Source organism: Paenibacillus caui, from assembly GCF_019904135.1.
Lineage (GTDB): Bacteria > Bacillota > Bacilli > Paenibacillales > Paenibacillaceae > Fontibacillus > Fontibacillus caui.
Genome location: NZ_JAIOGQ010000023.1, coordinates 1 through 16879, shown reverse-complemented (window position 1 = coordinate 16879; position 16879 = coordinate 1). Strand labels below are relative to the sequence as shown.

The window sequence follows — 16879 nt, the reverse complement described above, 5'->3', positions numbered from 1 at the left end:
GTCCCTTATGATAACACAGCGCGGCACGCCAGCAAAAACAAGAAAAAGACCTGAGATTCGCATTCTCAGATCTTTTCGTCAAAACTTAGGATTACTGATTCAAATCAGGGCGTTTGCCCGTCACGAGATAAACGGTACTTTCCCCGATGTTCGTGGCATGGTCCGCAATCCGTTCGATATAGCGGCCAACAAGCGTAAGCAGCAGAGCTTGATGGACTTTCTCCGGACTTTGATTGATGATGGCATACAAATCCTGAAGAATCTGGCTGTACAGCTGATCCACTTCATCGTCATCCTGCGCCATTTTATAAGCGAGATCCGTATTTTCGTCCAGATAGGAAGTCAGCGACTCTTCGATCATTTTATCAACAAGTTCGGCCATTCTCGGAATGTCCACGAGCGGCTTGATCAGCTGCTGGCTTTCGAGGCGAAGCGTCACTTTGGCCACATCCAGCGCCAAATCGCCCATCCGTTCCAGATCGCTTGAAATTTTGAAGGCTACAATAATTTTGCGCAAATCTTTGGCAACCGGCTGCTGGGTGACGATCAATCTGGAGCCGGTATCCATGATCTGCTCTTCCATCCGGTTCAGCTCCGCATCCTTCTCAACAACAAGCTGGGCTTTCTCAAGGTCCATATTCTGGAGCGATTGTACCGCGGTTTTTAACGCTTCCTGCACATGCTCGCCCATCTCCCGGAGCAAATGACGCAGGCCTTCCAAATGCAAATCGAATTCTTTTCTTTGAATCATCGGGTCATGCTCCTTTCATTTATCCAAAACGTCCCGAGATATAATCTTCGGTCCGGGAATCCCTTGGGTTGGAGAACAGCTTTTGCGTATTTTCTGCTTCAATAACCTCTCCGTTCAGAAAAAATACGGTATTGCCGGAAATCCGCGCGGCCTGATGCATATTATGCGTGACCATGATGATGGTGTAACTGCTTTTGAGTTCCTGAACAAGCTCTTCGATCTTGAGCGTGGAAATAGGGTCGAGCGCCGACGTCGCTTCGTCCATTAGCAATACATCCGGCTGCACCGCAAGCGCTCTTGCGATGCACAGACGCTGCTGCTGTCCGCCGGACAGGCCGAGCGCCGAACGCTTCAAATAATCTTTGACCTCATCCCACAGCGCGGCTTGCCGCAAACTTTTCTCGACAATACCATCAAGCTTGGAGCGGCTGTGAATCCCATGAAGCCTCGGACCGTAAGCAATATTGTCGTAAATGCTTTTCGGAAACGGATTCGGCTGCTGAAAGACCATGCCGACTTTGCGCCTAAGCGCTTCAACCTCTACATGATCGCCATATATATCTTGACCGTCAATTTCAACCGAGCCTTCAATGCGTGTGCCGGGAATCATATCGTTCATACGGTTCAGCGTACGCAGCAGCGTTGACTTTCCGCAGCCCGACGGTCCAATAAACGCGGTAATCTCTTTCTCCGGAATATCCATGGACACGTTCTTCAGCGCGTGAAATGAGCCGTAGTACAAGTTCAATTGATTGATGCGAACAATGGGTTTCATAGATATCTCCTTCATAGACCCCTATAGATAAAATGTAAACATGTTGATTTTACAATTTTAATGTAAAACGGAATGGACTGAATTGTTAACGCAGTGTAAAATCTGCACTTCAGCTTCCGTCTTCGGGGTCAAGTTCGGAGCCTGCTTTTCGTTTGCCCCATTCAAATAATAGATCTAACTGCTAGTATATCTAACTATGCTTGACTATGCTTAAATCAAACTTCTTAATTCCTCGAAAATACTTGCTGCCTGACTGCGGGCTTTGGCGGCCATTCCGGACATTTCCTGCTCCGCCCCGTCCACTGCCCGAACCGCTTCGATCAAGGCCTGGAACGTATCATCTGCCGACTTGACGCACGCCTGGCTTTGCTGCATTTCGGCTGCCGAGTCCGATGACAAGCTTGCGGCATGACTTACAAGCTCGCTTACTTGTTCAAGCGTCACGCCGATTTCATCGGAAAAGCTTTTGGTTTGCGCAGCCAGACTTTTGACCTCACGGGCTACAACACTGAAGCCCCGCCCGTGCTCCCCGGCATGGGATGCTTCGATCGCTGCGTTCATCGCCAGCATGCCGCTGCGGTCGGCCAGCCCCCGAATCGCGCCTGCGATGCGTAAAATGTCATTTGCCATATGCAGCATATTGTTCATTTGCTCCGTCTGCAATGCAGCGATGGACAGTACACGTTCGAAAGACTGCCTGATCTTGTGCATCTCCATTCGTCCGTCTTCGGTGAGCTCCATCATATGGCCGGTCAGCTTCAGGCTTCGCTCCGCCGCCGAGGCTACCTCCCCCGCCGAGCCGCCGATCTCATGAATTTGCTCCCGGCTGGAAGCAAGTACCTGGTGACGGGAGTCGTCCGCATCCTGCTGGAGCTGTCTGGACATCATCATCAAATGCTGAACGGTCAGCACGCCATCAAACCGGCCGTCACGGGTCAGGATCACACAGTCGTAGAAACGTTCCTGCTCACGCGCCAGCGCAGCGTCAATCACTTCAACGGGTTGCCGGCTTGCATCAACGATCAGCGGCTGCCGGTCCGCAAAGCCCCATACGGCACGGTCATAGAACAGCTCTGCCGCAAATCGTCCTGTCAAATGAGGGTAAAATTGTTCCCGCATCACAAGTCCTATTACGATACCTTCATGATCGCAAACAACGATGCAGGGCGGGTGATCTTCCTTAAGAAACCGTTCCAGCACGTTTTTGCACGTTTCATCATGTGCGATGATCGGAACCTGTATTTTCCACTCGTCCGAAAGGGACTCCTTTCGTTCAAGCAAAGCTGACGCATGACTCATAATTCTACCCCCGGTTTGACATAACCTCTGTATATAGAGCAATCATAAACCAGAAAGATTAATGCTGTGTTTTGGGAATGTAAAATTGACCTGCCTAACGATTGATCCGATCAGGCCGAAGCAGAAAACCGAAAGGGCTATCCCGGGTCGTTCAGACCTTCTGGGATAGCCCTTTTTTCTTATTGACCACAAGCTTGTACCCTACGCCGCGGATCGAATCAATATGGACGGAATCGGGATCCAGCTCAAGCTTTTTGCGAAGCGAGCTGACGTGCACATCGACCGTGCGTTGTCCTCCGATGTAATCAAATCCCCAAACCGCATTCATCAAATCGTCCCGGGTCATGACGATTCCCGGCTTGCGGGCCAGATACAGCAGCACTTCGAATTCCTTGGGCCGAAGCGTGATCGACTCTCCTCCCAGGGTGACCTCGTATTTTTCGGGATAAATAACAAGCTCGCCGAGTACGATTTGAGACTCGTCCCCCACCACAGGCTTGATCACTTCTTCTTCGCCCGAAGATCTTCTGATTACAGCGGCGACCCGCGCAAGCAATTCGGCTACCCCGAACGGTTTCGTAATATAGTCGTCCGCTCCGGATTTAAGACCTTGCACCACTTCTTCTTCCGCATTTTTCGCTGTCAAAATGATGATAGGCGTCCCAACGCCTTCGCTCCTTAGCTTGGACATAATTTCAAAGCCATTTAGCCCGGGAAGCATCAGATCGAGCAAAATAAGATCAAAACCTGAACGGAGAGCAGTCTCGTAACCGCTCTGTCCGTGCTCTTCTACCGTGACTTCATAGCCTTCGCTTTTCAAATTATAAGACAACAATCGCGACAATGTCGGCTCATCCTCGATAACCAGCAATCGCTTAGCCATAGGAACCCCCATTTTCCTGTTCTGAGTTATCCCCTGTTATGCCTTTATAGGGATCATTTATTATCAGCATAACACAACAATGTTAACCGGGTGTAAAATCACGCTTTTCTTCCGTTCATCCCAAAGCGGCTCCGTCAGTCGACATGCTGTACGATCGGCATATCCAGTATAAAGGAAGAACCTTCGCCAACCCGGCTCTCCACCTTGATCGTTCCATGGTTCAGGTCTACAAGGTGTTTGACAATGGACAAGCCCAGGCCGGTTCCTCCGGAGCTTCTGGATCTCGCTTTATCCACTCTGTAAAAACGTTCAAAGATGCGCGGCAGGTCTTTCTTCGGGATGCCGATACCGGTATCCGAGACTACAAAACGTATTCGCTCCTCTTCCCCGTCGCCCAAAATACTTGCGTTTACCTTCACCCTGCCTCCTTCCAACGTATAGTTGATCGCATTGGAGAGCAAATTCATAAAAATTTGCCGCAGGCGATCTTCATCCCCTTCCATAAACAAGCCTTCCGGTACGTCCAGCTTCAAGGAAATGGACTTCTTGTCGGCAGATGCCTTCAGCACCTCAAAGAGACTTTCAAACCATGGCCGCAGTTCGATCGGTACGAACGCTAAAGGCACACGCCGTGATTCGATTTTGGACAGCTCCAGAATATCGCCAATCAGCCGGTTCAGGCGATCCCCTTCATCATAGATGATTTTCAGGAAGGAGCGAGCCGTTTCCTCATCCTTTACTTCTCCAGTCAGCAGCGTTTCGGCAAAGCCCTTTACGGCAGCAATCGGCGTTTTCAGTTCATGGGACACATTGGCGACAAATTCGCTTCGCATGACCTCCAGCTTGCGGATTTCCGTAACATCCTGGATATGGAACAGCATTCCGCGGTAAGCGTTATCCTTCTCATTCATCGGTACAACGTCAAAATGCAGTATTTTTTCCTCCGGATCGTAGACTGTCCGCTCTTCGGACATATACTGCTTGGCCGTCACGCCCTCTTCAATAAATTTCATCAGCTCATAGCTTCGCTTGATTTCCTGGTAAGGGCGGCCCAGCACCTCCTGCTCCTTAACCCGCAAAATCTGGCAAGCCGCTTTATTGACCAAAGCAATTCGTCCCTCCATATCCACGATCATGATGCCGCCGTTCATATTGGCCAGCACGCTCTGCAGCAGATCCTCATTGTCCCGGATCACTTTAAGCTGCTGCTGAAGGCTGTCTGCCATGCCGTTAATGGCATTTCCAAGCTGTCCGATTTCATCTGAACGCTTCCGCATATGAACTCTGGCATCATAATCCAGCCTGGAGATCCGGTTGGCAACCTGCGTAATTTGATCCAGCGGTTTGGTAATTCCATGAGCCAGACGGTAACTGACCAGGCCCGCCGCTATGAACAGGATCAGCAGTCCTATGATCATCAGTGTCCAGGCCTTCCACAATCCCTCACGGACGGTATGAAGACTCATGGACAAGCGGATGTACCCGTCAAATCCTTGATCGGATGTAACCCGCTCCGCAACATAAAGCATATTTTCCTTGATTGTATCACTGAACCGGATCGAGGTGCCCGGTTTTCCCGTTTCGGCTTGTCCGGCCGTCCTGATCTCTTCACGGCTTAAATGATTGTCCATTTCGGCGGCATTGCTCTCGGAATCGCCAATCACTTTTCCGTTAAGGTCGATAAACGTTACCCTCGAATCGGTCAACTTCTCAAGCTCCGCCGCTTTGGAAGAATAATAAGCCATCGCATCCGGATTTCCTTCTACGGGTTGAAAAGCAAAGGTTCTGGAGAGCAGGTTTATTTCCCGGGCCATATTTTCTCTCAGAGCGGAAATATGCGAATCTTTAAATACGTTGGCCATGGTAAGGCCGGCGGCAAACATGGATATGCCCACCAGCCCCATCAGAACCCAGGTCAATCTTATTCGGAACGATTTCATAAGCTACTCCTATTGGTGTTATTTAAAAACAGGCTCTTTAAAAGCAGCCAGCTTGGCAAGCGAATCCTTCTCTACATCCGCATGAAGACTGTTGCCATGCGAATCCATGGTCACAATGGCCGCAAAGCCGTCGACTTCAAGATGCCACATTGCTTCCGGAATGCCGAATTCCATAAAGTCTACGCCGTTCACCTTCTTGATACATTCGGCATAATATTGGGCTGCTCCTCCGATCGCGTTCAAATAAACCCCGCCGTGTTCCCGCAGAGCCGCAAGTGTCCCCGCGCCCATGCCGCCTTTGCCGATAACGGCTCTGATGCCGAACTTCTTGAGAATATCGCCTTGATAAGGCTCTTCGCGGATGCTTGTAGTCGGTCCGGCCGCTTTCACATGCCAGCCTTCCTCATCCTTAAGCATAACAGGACCGCAGTGATAAATCACGGCTCCGCTTAGGTCTACCGGCGCATCATGATCCATTAAATATTTGTGAAGGGCATCCCGTCCGGTATGCATTTCGCCCTTGATGACAACAACATCGCCCACATGAAGATTTCGGATCTGCTCTTCCGTGATCGGCGTATGCAGCACGACCTCCCTGGCTGAGGACGCGGCTGACTGCTCCTGAAGCTCCTGCTGCTTGGCCTGTTCAGACATCGACATCGCTACATTTGAACCGTTCTCATAAATCCAGCTGTCGATTCGTCCTGTGGCAGGGTCGATCAGTACACCCTGGCGGCGGAATGCCCAGCAGTTGTATGCGACCGAAACGTAAAAGCTTGCCGGCAGGCGGTTCATCGCTCCTATTTTACAGCCGAGCAGCGTCACCTCGCCGCCAAAGCCCATCGTCCCGATCCCGAGCTTGTTGGCATTATCCATAATGTAGGCTTCAAGCTCCGCGAGTTCCGGCTGATCATTGACATCATCCAGATGACGGAACAATTGATGCTTGGCAAGCTCATAACCCGTCGTTCGGTCTCCGCCGATGCCTACACCGATAAATCCGGCGCTGCAGCCCTGTCCCTGCGCTTGATAGACGGCGTGCAGGATACATTTCCGGATGCCGTCCAAATCTCTTCCGGCCTTGCCCAGTCCCTCCAGCTCGGCAGGCAGACTGTACTGGATATTTTTATTCTCGCAGCCTCCGCCTTTCAGGATCAATCTCAGATCGATTTCGTCCTTCTCCCACTGTTCAAAATGAATGACCGGCGTTCCTGGTCCCAGATTGTTCCCGCTGTTCTCTCCAGTTAATGAATCGACCGAATTGGGACGCAGCTTGCCTTCCTTCGTCGCCCTCACCATCGCCGAGCGGATCGCTTTCTTCATTTCAATCTGATTGGCACCTACCGGCGTATGGACGATAAACGTCGGCATGCCCGTATCCTGGCATATAGGGGAAACCTGCTCTTCAGCCATCTCGATGTTGCATGCAATCGTGGATAGAGCAAGTCCGGCGCGGGTTGCCTGATTTTCCGCCGCTTTGCCGCGGTTTACCGCACGGCGGACGTCCCCCGGCAGATTAGTTGAAGTTTCCATAATCAGTTCATATACGCTTTGTTCAAAAGATTCCATAACGCAAGTTTCCCCTCTCTCTTCAGCATGATTCTTTGATTCTATGAAATGTGCCGAAATCTGATGAAGCGGTCTGTTACATTTATCATAACACAGCTGCGGCCGCGATTTCTCCCGTTTCAGCAAAATGAATAAAGCGCATACAACAATAAGAAAAACCGTCAGGAAATTTTCCGGACGGTCCTTTTCTGTGCTAATGTGATACGTTTGTGCGTGGGGGGAGGGAATGGATGTCTTCATATCCTTGATTAGTTAAAAAAGCTCCCCAAAGGGAGCAAGATCAGTTCGCTCTTGTCCCCCGGGGAGCTCTCGATTAGAAGCGTCGCTTATCCATTAACGACAGTGCCGCCGTTGATATGGAGAGTTTGTCCGCTCATGTAGGAAGAATCGTCGCAGCCGAGGAATACAAAGGCCGGCGCCAGTTCTTCAGGCTGACCGGGGCGTTTCATCGGCGTATCCGCGCCGAATTGCTTGACTTTTTGCTCATCGAAAGTGGACGGAATAAGCGGCGTCCAGATCGGCCCCGGCGCTACGGCATTGACCCGGATTCCCTTGCCCACCACATTGTTGGACAATGCCCGGGTAAAGGTCACAATCGCCCCTTTGGTTGAGGAATAGTCGATCAGTTGGGGGTTCCCTTCGTAAGCCGTTATCGAGGCCGTGTTTATAATTGCGCTGCCCTTCTTGAGATGCGGCATGGCCGCCTTGGCGAAATAGAACATGCCGAAAATGTTCGTACGGAACGTCTTCTCAAGCTGCTGTGCGGTAATATATTCAATGCCCGGCTGCGGATGCTGCTCAGCGGCATTGTTAACGAGGATATCCAGCCCGCCAAAAGTATCGACCGTTTGCTTGACGGCATTTTTGGCGAACGTTTCATCGCCAACATCCCCTGGAATAAGCAGGGCTTTGACGCCTTCCTGTTCAACTTCCTGCTTCGTTTTTTCCGCATCCTTGTGTTCATTTAAATATACGATTGCGACGTTAGCGCCTTCTTTGGCATAAGCAACCGCAACTGCCCGTCCAATTCCGCTGTCTCCTCCTGTGATCAGCGCCACTTTGCCTTTCAGCTTACCCGCCGCCTTATAGGATCCTTCATATTTCGGCAGCGGGTTCATTTGGCTTTCGATACCAGGCTGGGTATTCTGATGCTGCGGTGGCAATGTTTGTTTGGGTTGTTGGTTTTGCTGCATAAGGCAAACTCCTTCCTTTCAATCAAAGATGGAATGTTTATCACGCTTAGGATGACCTAAACCACGCCACTTATGCTAATTTCCCCCTGATTGAAAGCCCCTATATCACTTGCCACATGCCCCGCAGACGCAAAAAATCTCCGCGTCGCAGACTCGGGGGAGAGCGCTGGCCTAGCGGAGATTTTGATATTTTGCCGCTTAAGCTGTAACTGGCCCGCAGCATACGATTGGTGTGGGAGCTGGCCTGTTAAATGATGTGACGGTAAATCATAAAGAACGTCAGTACAAGTACTGTAAGGGCAAGCAATGAGCTGTAGCTGCGGATTTTGCTTAAAGGAGCACCCGAATCGGATTTCCCGCTTGCCTCTTTCGCCAGACGGAGCGGTTTGCCAAGCATGCCGCTAAGTGCGCCAGCCAGCAGGAAAAGGACGGTTACGACAATCGTCCAGAGAACCGTATATTCCCCTTTTATAACCAGATATATTCCTGTCAGCAGCTGCAAAACAAGACCGTATTGAGCATACCGGTTAAGCGAACCAACCGCAGACAGCATTCCTTCGCGGGCAGCCGCAGACAGACGGGCAATACCGCCGGCTACAAAAGGCAGAACCAGATAGAAGCCAAGCGACAATGCGCCCAGAATATGCAGAAACAGAATAAATTTGTACATGATTTACCTTCTCCCTTTCAAATCAATCATTCCCATTCATTATAACGATAACCTTGTCCTCCTGCCAAGCTGCCGAGGCGCAAACAACAGCAGGCAACGGTTGCACTGTAGCTTATACGATACGATTACAGCGGGATCATCCGTGAAAAAAGGGAAAGACACAGATGCTGATAGCATAAGTCTTTCCCTCTACTTTTCAAATAAAAGTTCCTAAGGTCAAGCCTGAATAACTGCGGTAATATTTCTTACGGAATCGGCCGATCTGTCCAGAGCCGCTTTCTCCTCGGCGGTCAGTTCAAGCTCGAATACTTTCTCAATACCGTCTCCGCCGAGAATTACAGGGACACCCATAAACAGGTCATTGTAACCATACTCACCCTCTAGGAAGGCGATAACCGGAAGGATGCGCTTCTTGTCTTTCAAAATGGCTTCGGCCATTTGCAGCAAAGATGCGGCCGGAGCATAATAAGCGCTTCCATTACCAAGCAGATTCACAATCTCCCCGCCCCCAACCCGTGTACGCTGCACGATTGCGTCAATACGATCCTTGGGAATCAGCGTTTCGATCGGAATACCGCCGACGCTGGAGTAACGGACAAGCGGCACCATATCGTCGCCATGTCCGCCGAGGACGAAGCCTCGAACATCTTCTACGGAAACGTTCAATTCCTGGGAAATAAACGTGCAGTAACGTGCCGTGTCCAGCACGCCGGATTGACCGATGACACGATTTTTCGGAAAACCGAGCGCGTGAAACGCCGCATAGGTCATGGCATCAACCGGATTACTGAGAATAATGACAATCGAGTCAGGACAATATTTCTTCACATTTTCACAAACCGAGCGGACAATACCGGCATTCGTGTTTACCAGATCATCACGGCTCATGCCGGGCTTCCGCGCAATACCGGCTGTAATGATGACCAGGTCCGATCCCGCAGCATCTTCATAACTGGAAGTTCCCGTGATGCTGCTGTCGAAGCCCTGAACCGGACTTGCTTCAATCATATCCAACGCTTTCCCTTTGGTCGGATTCTCCAGGCTAGGGATATCCAGCAGAACAACATCGCCAAGCTCTTTTTGCGCCAGCATATAGGCCGTTGTTGCGCCGGTAAATCCGGCGCCAACAACTGTAATTTTTCTACGCTTAATTGCCACGGTATCAAAACCTCCTACATGTTTTTGATCACTTCATCAGCGAATTCAGAACACTTAACTTGGCTAGCGCCTTCCATAAGACGAGCGAAGTCATAGGTAACGGTCTTGTTGTTAATGGAAGTTTCCAAACCTCTATAGATGAGATCAGCCGCTTCCTGCCAGCCGAGATGCTCCAGCATCATGACGCCGGACAGAATCACCGAACCCGGATTCACGACATCCTTGTCCGCATATTTCGGAGCGGTGCCGTGCGTTGCTTCAAAGATCGCATGACCGGTGACATAGTTGATATTGGCTCCCGGTGCAATACCGATCCCGCCCACCTGCGCTGCCAGGGCGTCGGACAGATAGTCGCCGTTCAGGTTCAGGGTAGCAATAACGTCGAAGTCTTTCGGACGGGTCAGCACCTGCTGAAGGGCAATATCGGCAATCGCATCTTTAATGATGATCTTGCCTTCCTTCTCAGCCGCTTCCTGCGCAGCATCCGCAGCATCCGCGCCGGACTCTTCCTTGATCCGGTCATACTGGGCCCAGGTAAATACTTTATCGCCGAACTCCTGCTCCGCGACTTCATAGCCCCAGTTCTTGAAGGCACCTTCTGTAAATTTCATAATGTTGCCTTTGTGAACAAGCGTTACACTCTTGCGGCCATGCTTGATCGCATATTCAACGGCAGCCCGGACGAGGCGTTTGGAGCCTTCCTCGGACACAGGCTTGATCCCGATGCCGGAAGTTTCCGGGAAGCGGATCTTCTTCACGCACATCTCGTTCTGCAGGAAGGCCAGCACCTTCTTCACTTCCTCGGAGCCTTCCTTGTACTCAATACCGGCATAAATATCTTCCGTGTTCTCGCGGAAAATGACCATATCGACATCCTCAGGACGTTTTACCGGCGAAGGCACACCGTTGAAATAACGTACAGGGCGCAGGCAAACGTAAAGGTCCAGCTCCTGGCGCAGAGCGACGTTCAGGGAACGGATCCCTCCGCCGATCGGCGTCGTAAGCGGCCCCTTGATGGCCACGATATACTCACGAATCGCGGTCAGCGTATCGCCCGGCAGCCACTCCCCGTATGTATTGAAGGCTTTTTCACCAGCAAATACTTCGTACCAGGCAATTTTCTTCTCGCCGCCGTAGGCTTTCTCAACAGCTGCATCGAGCACGCGTTTGGAAGCTTTCCAAATATCGCGCCCCGTCCCGTCCCCTTCGATAAACGGAACGATAGGATGGTTGGGCACTACAAGCTTACCGTCTTTGATTTCAATTTTGTCCCCTTCTGTAGGCAGGTCGAATTTCTCCAGCTTTGGCATGATTGCAAGTTCCTCCTCGTAATGGGTTATTGCTAGAAGACAAAGCGCTTATTCCCTCTCTGCTCCGAGCTATATAATGTTCGGCGAAGAAGCGCCCAAAGGCAAGCGCTTTTGCCATAGGCCGCCTCTTCACCATTGCTGAAATTAGTGTAACATAAATCATTGTGTTATTTGATCCTTAGCCCTTAAATCAATCGGAATGTATGTCTGGTTGTAAGGCCCTGTATATTCCGCACGCGGACGGATGATACGATTGTTGTCAAGCTGCTCCAGAATGTGGGCCGTCCACCCCGACATGCGGCTTACGGCAAAGATCGGCGTGAACAAGTCCTTCGGGATCCCAAGAAGCGTATAGACCGAAGCCGAGTAGAAATCGACATTGGGCTTCAGGCCTTTCTGCGAAGAGACTAGATTCTCCACTTTCACGGAAATGTCGTACAACGTCGTGTCCGCTTTCAGAAGACTCAGCTGGCGCGACATCTTCTGAAGATGTTTCGCCCGGGGGTCGCCGTTCTTGTATACCCGGTGGCCAAACCCCATAATTTTGTCTTTATTATTCATTTTCTGCTGAATATAAGGCTCCACGTTTTCAACCGTGCCGATTTCCATGAGCATATCCATAACCGCTTCGTTGGCTCCGCCGTGAAGAGGCCCCTTTAAAGTCCCGATCGCGGAAGTTACCGCCGAATAAATATCCGAGAGCGTTGCCACCGTGACCCGTGCCGAAAAAGTCGACGCGTTCAGCTCATGGTCGGCATGCAGCACAAGTGCTTTATCCAAAGCCTTTGCAGCCGCAGGATCCGGTTCCACTCCGGTAAGCATATACAAGAAATTATGAGCAATGGAAACGCCTTTAAGCGGAGCCACAGGCTCTTTGCCTTCACGGATGCGGGAGAAAGCCGCGATCAAAGTGGGCAGCTTGGCCTGAAGCTTGATCGCCTTAAGTTGGTTGGCTTCTCTGGTATTGACATTCGTTGTTTCATCGTACAAAGCAAGAGCTGATACGGCAGTTCGCAAAGCCGCCATCGTATTCGCATCCTTGGGATAAAGCTTCAGCTGTTCAAGCAAGATTTCGGGAACAGCCGTATGCTGGTTAAGTTGTTCCTTCAGTTTTGCCAGTTCTTCTGCAGTCGGCAAGTGGCCGTACCACAGCAGAAACGCAGTTTCTTCAAAAGTAGCATGTTCCGCCATGTCGTCGATATTAATTCCGCGATAAGCAAGTACGCCATCGTCAATCGAACTGATAGAAGAAGCAGCCGCTACAATGCCCTCAAGGCCCTTGGTAGCTGTCATAATACATCTCTCCTTTGTTAACGAAATGGGTTCCCAAGCAAAATGAAAACATTTACATTTTTTAAGATTTCAAGAGTTTGATAAGCAAAACAGGCCTGTTTGTTCAGCTTTTGTTCATGAAATTGTCAGACAAAATTAACATGCGGTGAAACCTTCTATCATCATACTGGATTTTTTCAAGCATGGGAACAACTTGGGGGCTTAGAACAGCATCAAATTGTTTTATCATAACCATAAACAATTTTTTGTAATCGGTTACAAGTCAATGATTTTCCTCACAGTTTGTCTTTTTTTAGGCTTTTCCTCATACTATAATATATAGATTGGGAGCCATAGAAAGAAGGGTACTCTGTGGAAAATATAATTTTAAAACGCATACTGCGCGGCTTAGGAGTTCTAATCGCTATTGCACTTGTCATACTTGGGATCTACTTGCTGTTCCCGCTGCTTTATCCGTTTCTGATTGCATGGTTAATCGCCTATGCGATGAAGCCGTTCGTCGCCTTTTTGCAGAACCGGCTGAAGCTTCCCAGATGGCTGTCTGTCACGTTAGGCTTGCTGGTCTATTTCGGAGGCGCCGTGCTTGTCCTATCGGCCGCGGTAACCCGGATGGTCAAGGAAGTGATTCACCTGACGCAATCCTTCGACACTTATGTAAATCGGGTGAGGGACATCTTCATCAATTGGGCCAACAGCGACGGAATCCAGAATTTTGTCCATGAAATCAACAAGTTCATTCAGAACAATCCCAAATACGAAGATACGATCAATAAAAATATTAACAAAACGACGGATACCCTCAGCGCGGTGGTCACTCATTTTGTCTCGGACTTTCTAAACGCCATCGTTAACGTCCTGACGTCGCTGCCTCATTTTTTGCTGATTCTGATCGTAACGATCCTGGCCACCTTTTTCATCGGCAAAAACTGGGAGAAGCATATGCAGAGGTTAAGCGATTGGGCCCCTGCTCCGCTTCGCAATACCGCTGTGGAAATCTGGAGCAGCCTTAAGAAAGCATTGTTCGGCTATCTCCGCTCCTTGTTTATCATGGTTTCCATAACCGCTTTTATCGTGCTGATCGGGCTGCTGATTCTAAGGGTAGACTCGGCATTCACGCTTGCGATTTTGATCGGGCTGGTCGATCTTCTGCCTTATCTCGGAGTCGGCACCGTCATGGTTCCCTGGATCATCTATCAATTTATGATCGGCGATTTGAGACTGGGCATCGGTCTTCTCATTTTGTACGGAATTATAACCGTCGCCAGACATCTGATTGAACCGAAAGTGCTTGCAACAAGCGTCGGCCTTGACCCGCTGTCAACCCTGATCGGCATGTTTGTCGGACTAAAGCTGTTTGGCGTGCTTGGTCTGATCATTGGTCCGGTTACATTTGTTGTCATCTCGGCGATTTATAAGACCGGCGTGTTCGGACAATTGCGAAACTACATCATGAACGGAAGACTGCGATAGTAGGATCCACTGCTGATAGAAAAAGAGGTCTGGCGCCACTTACGCTTCCGCCAGACTTTCACTCTATCTATGAAACAAGGCTGCCGCCCCGATCTGTTCCACCGAAATCGCTTGAGCCATCGCACTTTGTGAATGCCTTCCTCAGATCGACATAGCTGCTTCGCAGCTTGGACTCGTACTCCTCTTTGCCTAATCCAGCTCGCGGCGCAGCAGCCGAAAGGCCGACTTCAGCCGCGGGCGCCGGAGGTTGTCCTGGACATACCGGTACCGGATCAGTTCGACACAGGCATCCCGCATGGCATAGGCGAAATCATCGTCCCGAAGAAGATTGTACTCCCACACGCGCTTCTTCCAATTCGGGATATGCGCCCGCATCCATGGGTCCTCCGCTCCCGGGTGGAAATAAGTCTCGCTAACGCCCTCCGGCAGGCTGTAGAGCTTGCTCAGGATCGACTGTTTGAAGCTGTCATAGGTCTCCCCTTCCTGAACGGCGAACGGGTGGGACAGCAAATAATCGGGAATCGGCACGCCAAGCGCGTCCGCCAGCAACGCTGCCCGGGCAACCGAACGTTCGATGTCTCCGAGCGAGCCAAGCAGCGGATCCTCAGGATGGATATATCGAAACAGTCTTGCTGGCAGCTTCCAGCGCGAAATCCTCCACAGCATCTGCGGCAGGAGACTGCGGCCCGTTTCCATCCCGTAGAGGCTGCCCATGTGATTATCGACATGGCTGACTCGAACCCCCGCTTTCATAGCCTGTTCGTACTGCGCATCCATCTCCTTTACTACCTCCTGCGTCCGCGCACCAAGCTCAAACTCTCTGACCGTCCTGTACTGCCTGCCCTCTGCGTCATGCAGCGACGATAGACCCGTCAGGCTGCTCCAGCGCAGCGCTTCGAACTCGCTCGTCATCGTCAGGTGCAGTCCGATATTCGGCTGATTCCTGCGCGCACTCCAGGCTGCGGCTTCCTCAAAACCGGGAGCCACCGTCATGATCGTAGCCGACGAAACCCGCTCCTCCTCGAGCAAATGCATAATCGCCCGGTTCATGGCCGGACTTTGTCCGAAATCGTCACAATTAATAATCAGTTTTTTCGCCATGGTCCAGCCCTCCTTTGGGGGCTTCAATAAATTGAAATTTTATGGTGTAGGATAATACGACCGAAATGGCCAGCAGACAGAACGGTACGAAGCTGATCAGATAGCGGAACGTAGCTTCCGGATCGGCACCGGGCTGATCCCCGCTCTCATAACCGAATATAAGGCCGACACAATAAAAAGCCAAGGCCGAAATCAGACCGCTCGAACGCGTAATAAAACCGCTTACCGACGTGTAGATGCCCTCTCTGCGCTGCCCGGTCAGCAGGGCATCCTCATCAATGATTTTGCCGCTTACAACCAGAGGTGTTACTAGAAAACCCGCGAGTCCAAAGCCTACCACGATTCCGGCGGCAACGCCGCTGATCAGACCCGAGCCGAACCAGAGTGGAATGACAGAAAGGCCATACAGGATCAGGGACAGACGCCAAGCCTTGACTCCGTCCATCCTGCGGATCATCAGGTACCATAGGAACACGAGCGGAATAACCGAAACGAAGACCGATGCCAGCAGGATCGTTACCTGCCGCTCTGAAATATGGAGCACATATTTGGCGTAAAAAGGGATGATTGAGCTAACAAGCCCGTTTACAGTCTGCGCAAAAGAGTTGGCGATGTTGAACACCCAAAATTTTTTGTTCCTGAGCGTTTCGCGGAATGAGGCCGCAAACTTCAGCGGCTCCGCGGGATGAGTCTCCTTCTTCTCCCTGACACTCTTCATGCAAAGCACCATGCAGACCCCGAACACACAGCCGTAAATGATGGACATGTTAGAAAAGCCCACGGCTGCGAAAATGAGAGGAGTAAGGGCGGTACCGATGAGCAGCGCCACCACCTGAAAACCCTGTTGTATAGCGGACGCCTTCGCGCGAATGCGGTCTCCCCGGAACAGCTCCGGGAACAGCGCGCCATAGTTGACCCAGATCACGGTCGCGACCGCTTCGAAGACAATAAGCGAGGTGAGGAACCATATAAACAATCCATTATCCAATAATCCGCCGGGAGGGGAAAAGACGAACACGAACGCGAGCATAAACAGCGGTATTGAACCAAATACCCAGGGCCTGCGCCTTCCGTAACGCGAGCTTGTACGGTCCGACCAGTAACCGAACAGCGGATTGTTGACGGCATCCCAAATTAGAAAAATCGTGCGTGCAATCGTGGCGAGCCCGATCCCGAGGCCAAGCTTTTCCACATAAAAATAACTGTAGAACGAACTGAAGGCCTGACTCGGAACCATCATGGCAAACATGCCGAGCGCGTACGTATACGGCGAATTGATCCATTTGCGCTCCATGCGCATCCCTCCCGTACGGAAGACATTTTTTCCTCATTCTATTCCTGCTAGAGTAAAGGGCAGAAAATTCTGCCCCTCCTCATCAAACCGTACGTGAGGTTTTCCCTCATACGGCTTTCCGATGTTCGTCATTCATGTGCATGCAGATCACAAGAGTGTCTTTAGCCCAAGTT

The 16879-nt window shown here is 50.8% G+C and carries 14 protein-coding genes; 1 reads left to right on the top strand and 13 read right to left on the bottom strand.

The genetic code is table 11. From position 1 onward, the window contains the following. Positions 1-91 precede the first annotated feature (91 nt). The 11 genes from phoU to K7397_RS14105 form a co-directional block, all read right to left on the bottom strand. Entirely contained in the window at positions 92-751 is a 660-nt protein-coding gene (gene phoU / locus K7397_RS14155; protein WP_223068599.1) for a phosphate signaling complex protein PhoU, read from the bottom strand. A 19-nt stretch (positions 752-770) separates the two neighbouring features. After that, positions 771-1526, bottom strand: coding sequence for a phosphate ABC transporter ATP-binding protein PstB (gene pstB / locus K7397_RS14150; RefSeq protein WP_223068598.1), 756 nt, complete (start codon positions 1524-1526; stop codon positions 771-773). A gap of 210 nt (positions 1527-1736) precedes the next feature. Next, the gene (locus tag K7397_RS14145; protein WP_223068597.1) at positions 1737-2825 is read right to left on the bottom strand and encodes a methyl-accepting chemotaxis protein; all 1089 of its coding nucleotides are present in this window, start codon (positions 2823-2825) and stop codon (positions 1737-1739) included. Between the two features lie 151 nt (positions 2826-2976). Then, positions 2977-3708: a response regulator transcription factor gene (locus tag K7397_RS14140; RefSeq protein WP_223068596.1), complete on the bottom strand. Its 732-nt coding sequence runs from the start codon at positions 3706-3708 to the stop codon at positions 2977-2979. A gap of 134 nt (positions 3709-3842) precedes the next feature. Then, positions 3843-5648, bottom strand: a complete 1806-nt coding sequence (gene pnpS / locus K7397_RS14135) for a two-component system histidine kinase PnpS (RefSeq protein ID WP_223068595.1) — start codon at positions 5646-5648, stop codon at positions 3843-3845. An 18-nt stretch (positions 5649-5666) separates the two neighbouring features. After that, positions 5667-7217 carry a fumarate hydratase gene (locus tag K7397_RS14130; RefSeq protein WP_223068594.1) on the bottom strand — a complete coding sequence of 517 codons (1551 nt, stop codon included), beginning with the start codon at positions 7215-7217 and terminating at the stop codon, positions 5667-5669. Positions 7218-7543: 326 nt separating this feature from the next. Then, positions 7544-8410, bottom strand: a complete 867-nt coding sequence (locus K7397_RS14125; RefSeq protein WP_223068593.1) for an SDR family oxidoreductase — start codon at positions 8408-8410, stop codon at positions 7544-7546. Between the two features lie 247 nt (positions 8411-8657). Further along, a complete protein-coding gene (locus tag K7397_RS14120; RefSeq protein ID WP_223068592.1) occupies positions 8658-9080 on the bottom strand; it encodes a hypothetical protein in 423 nt (140 codons plus the stop codon). Between the two features lie 216 nt (positions 9081-9296). Continuing rightward, positions 9297-10238: a malate dehydrogenase gene (gene mdh / locus K7397_RS14115; RefSeq protein ID WP_223068591.1), complete on the bottom strand. Its 942-nt coding sequence runs from the start codon at positions 10236-10238 to the stop codon at positions 9297-9299. Positions 10239-10252: 14 nt separating this feature from the next. Next, complete coding sequence (gene icd / locus K7397_RS14110; protein WP_223068590.1) at positions 10253-11548, bottom strand: NADP-dependent isocitrate dehydrogenase; 1296 nt, start codon at positions 11546-11548, stop codon at positions 10253-10255. 159 nt (positions 11549-11707) lie between these two features. Next, positions 11708-12841 (bottom strand): citrate/2-methylcitrate synthase, encoded by a 1134-nt coding sequence (locus K7397_RS14105; RefSeq protein WP_223068589.1) that lies wholly within the window; start codon positions 12839-12841, stop codon positions 11708-11710. A gap of 351 nt (positions 12842-13192) precedes the next feature. On the opposite strand from K7397_RS14105, the gene ytvI reads away from it, so the two are divergent. After that, a complete protein-coding gene (gene ytvI, locus K7397_RS14100) occupies positions 13193-14311 on the top strand; it encodes a sporulation integral membrane protein YtvI (RefSeq protein ID WP_223068588.1) in 1119 nt (372 codons plus the stop codon). Between the two features lie 189 nt (positions 14312-14500). Here the strand turns inward: ytvI and K7397_RS14095 are convergent, their stop codons facing one another. Together K7397_RS14095 and K7397_RS14090 are read right to left on the bottom strand one after the other, a co-directional pair. Continuing rightward, complete coding sequence (locus tag K7397_RS14095; RefSeq protein ID WP_223068587.1) at positions 14501-15412, bottom strand: polysaccharide deacetylase family protein; 912 nt, start codon at positions 15410-15412, stop codon at positions 14501-14503. Next, positions 15390-16706 carry an MFS transporter gene (locus K7397_RS14090; protein ID WP_223068586.1) on the bottom strand — a complete coding sequence of 439 codons (1317 nt, stop codon included), beginning with the start codon at positions 16704-16706 and terminating at the stop codon, positions 15390-15392. Before K7397_RS14090 ends, K7397_RS14095 begins: the two co-directional genes overlap by 23 nt. Positions 16707-16879 lie beyond the last annotated feature (173 nt).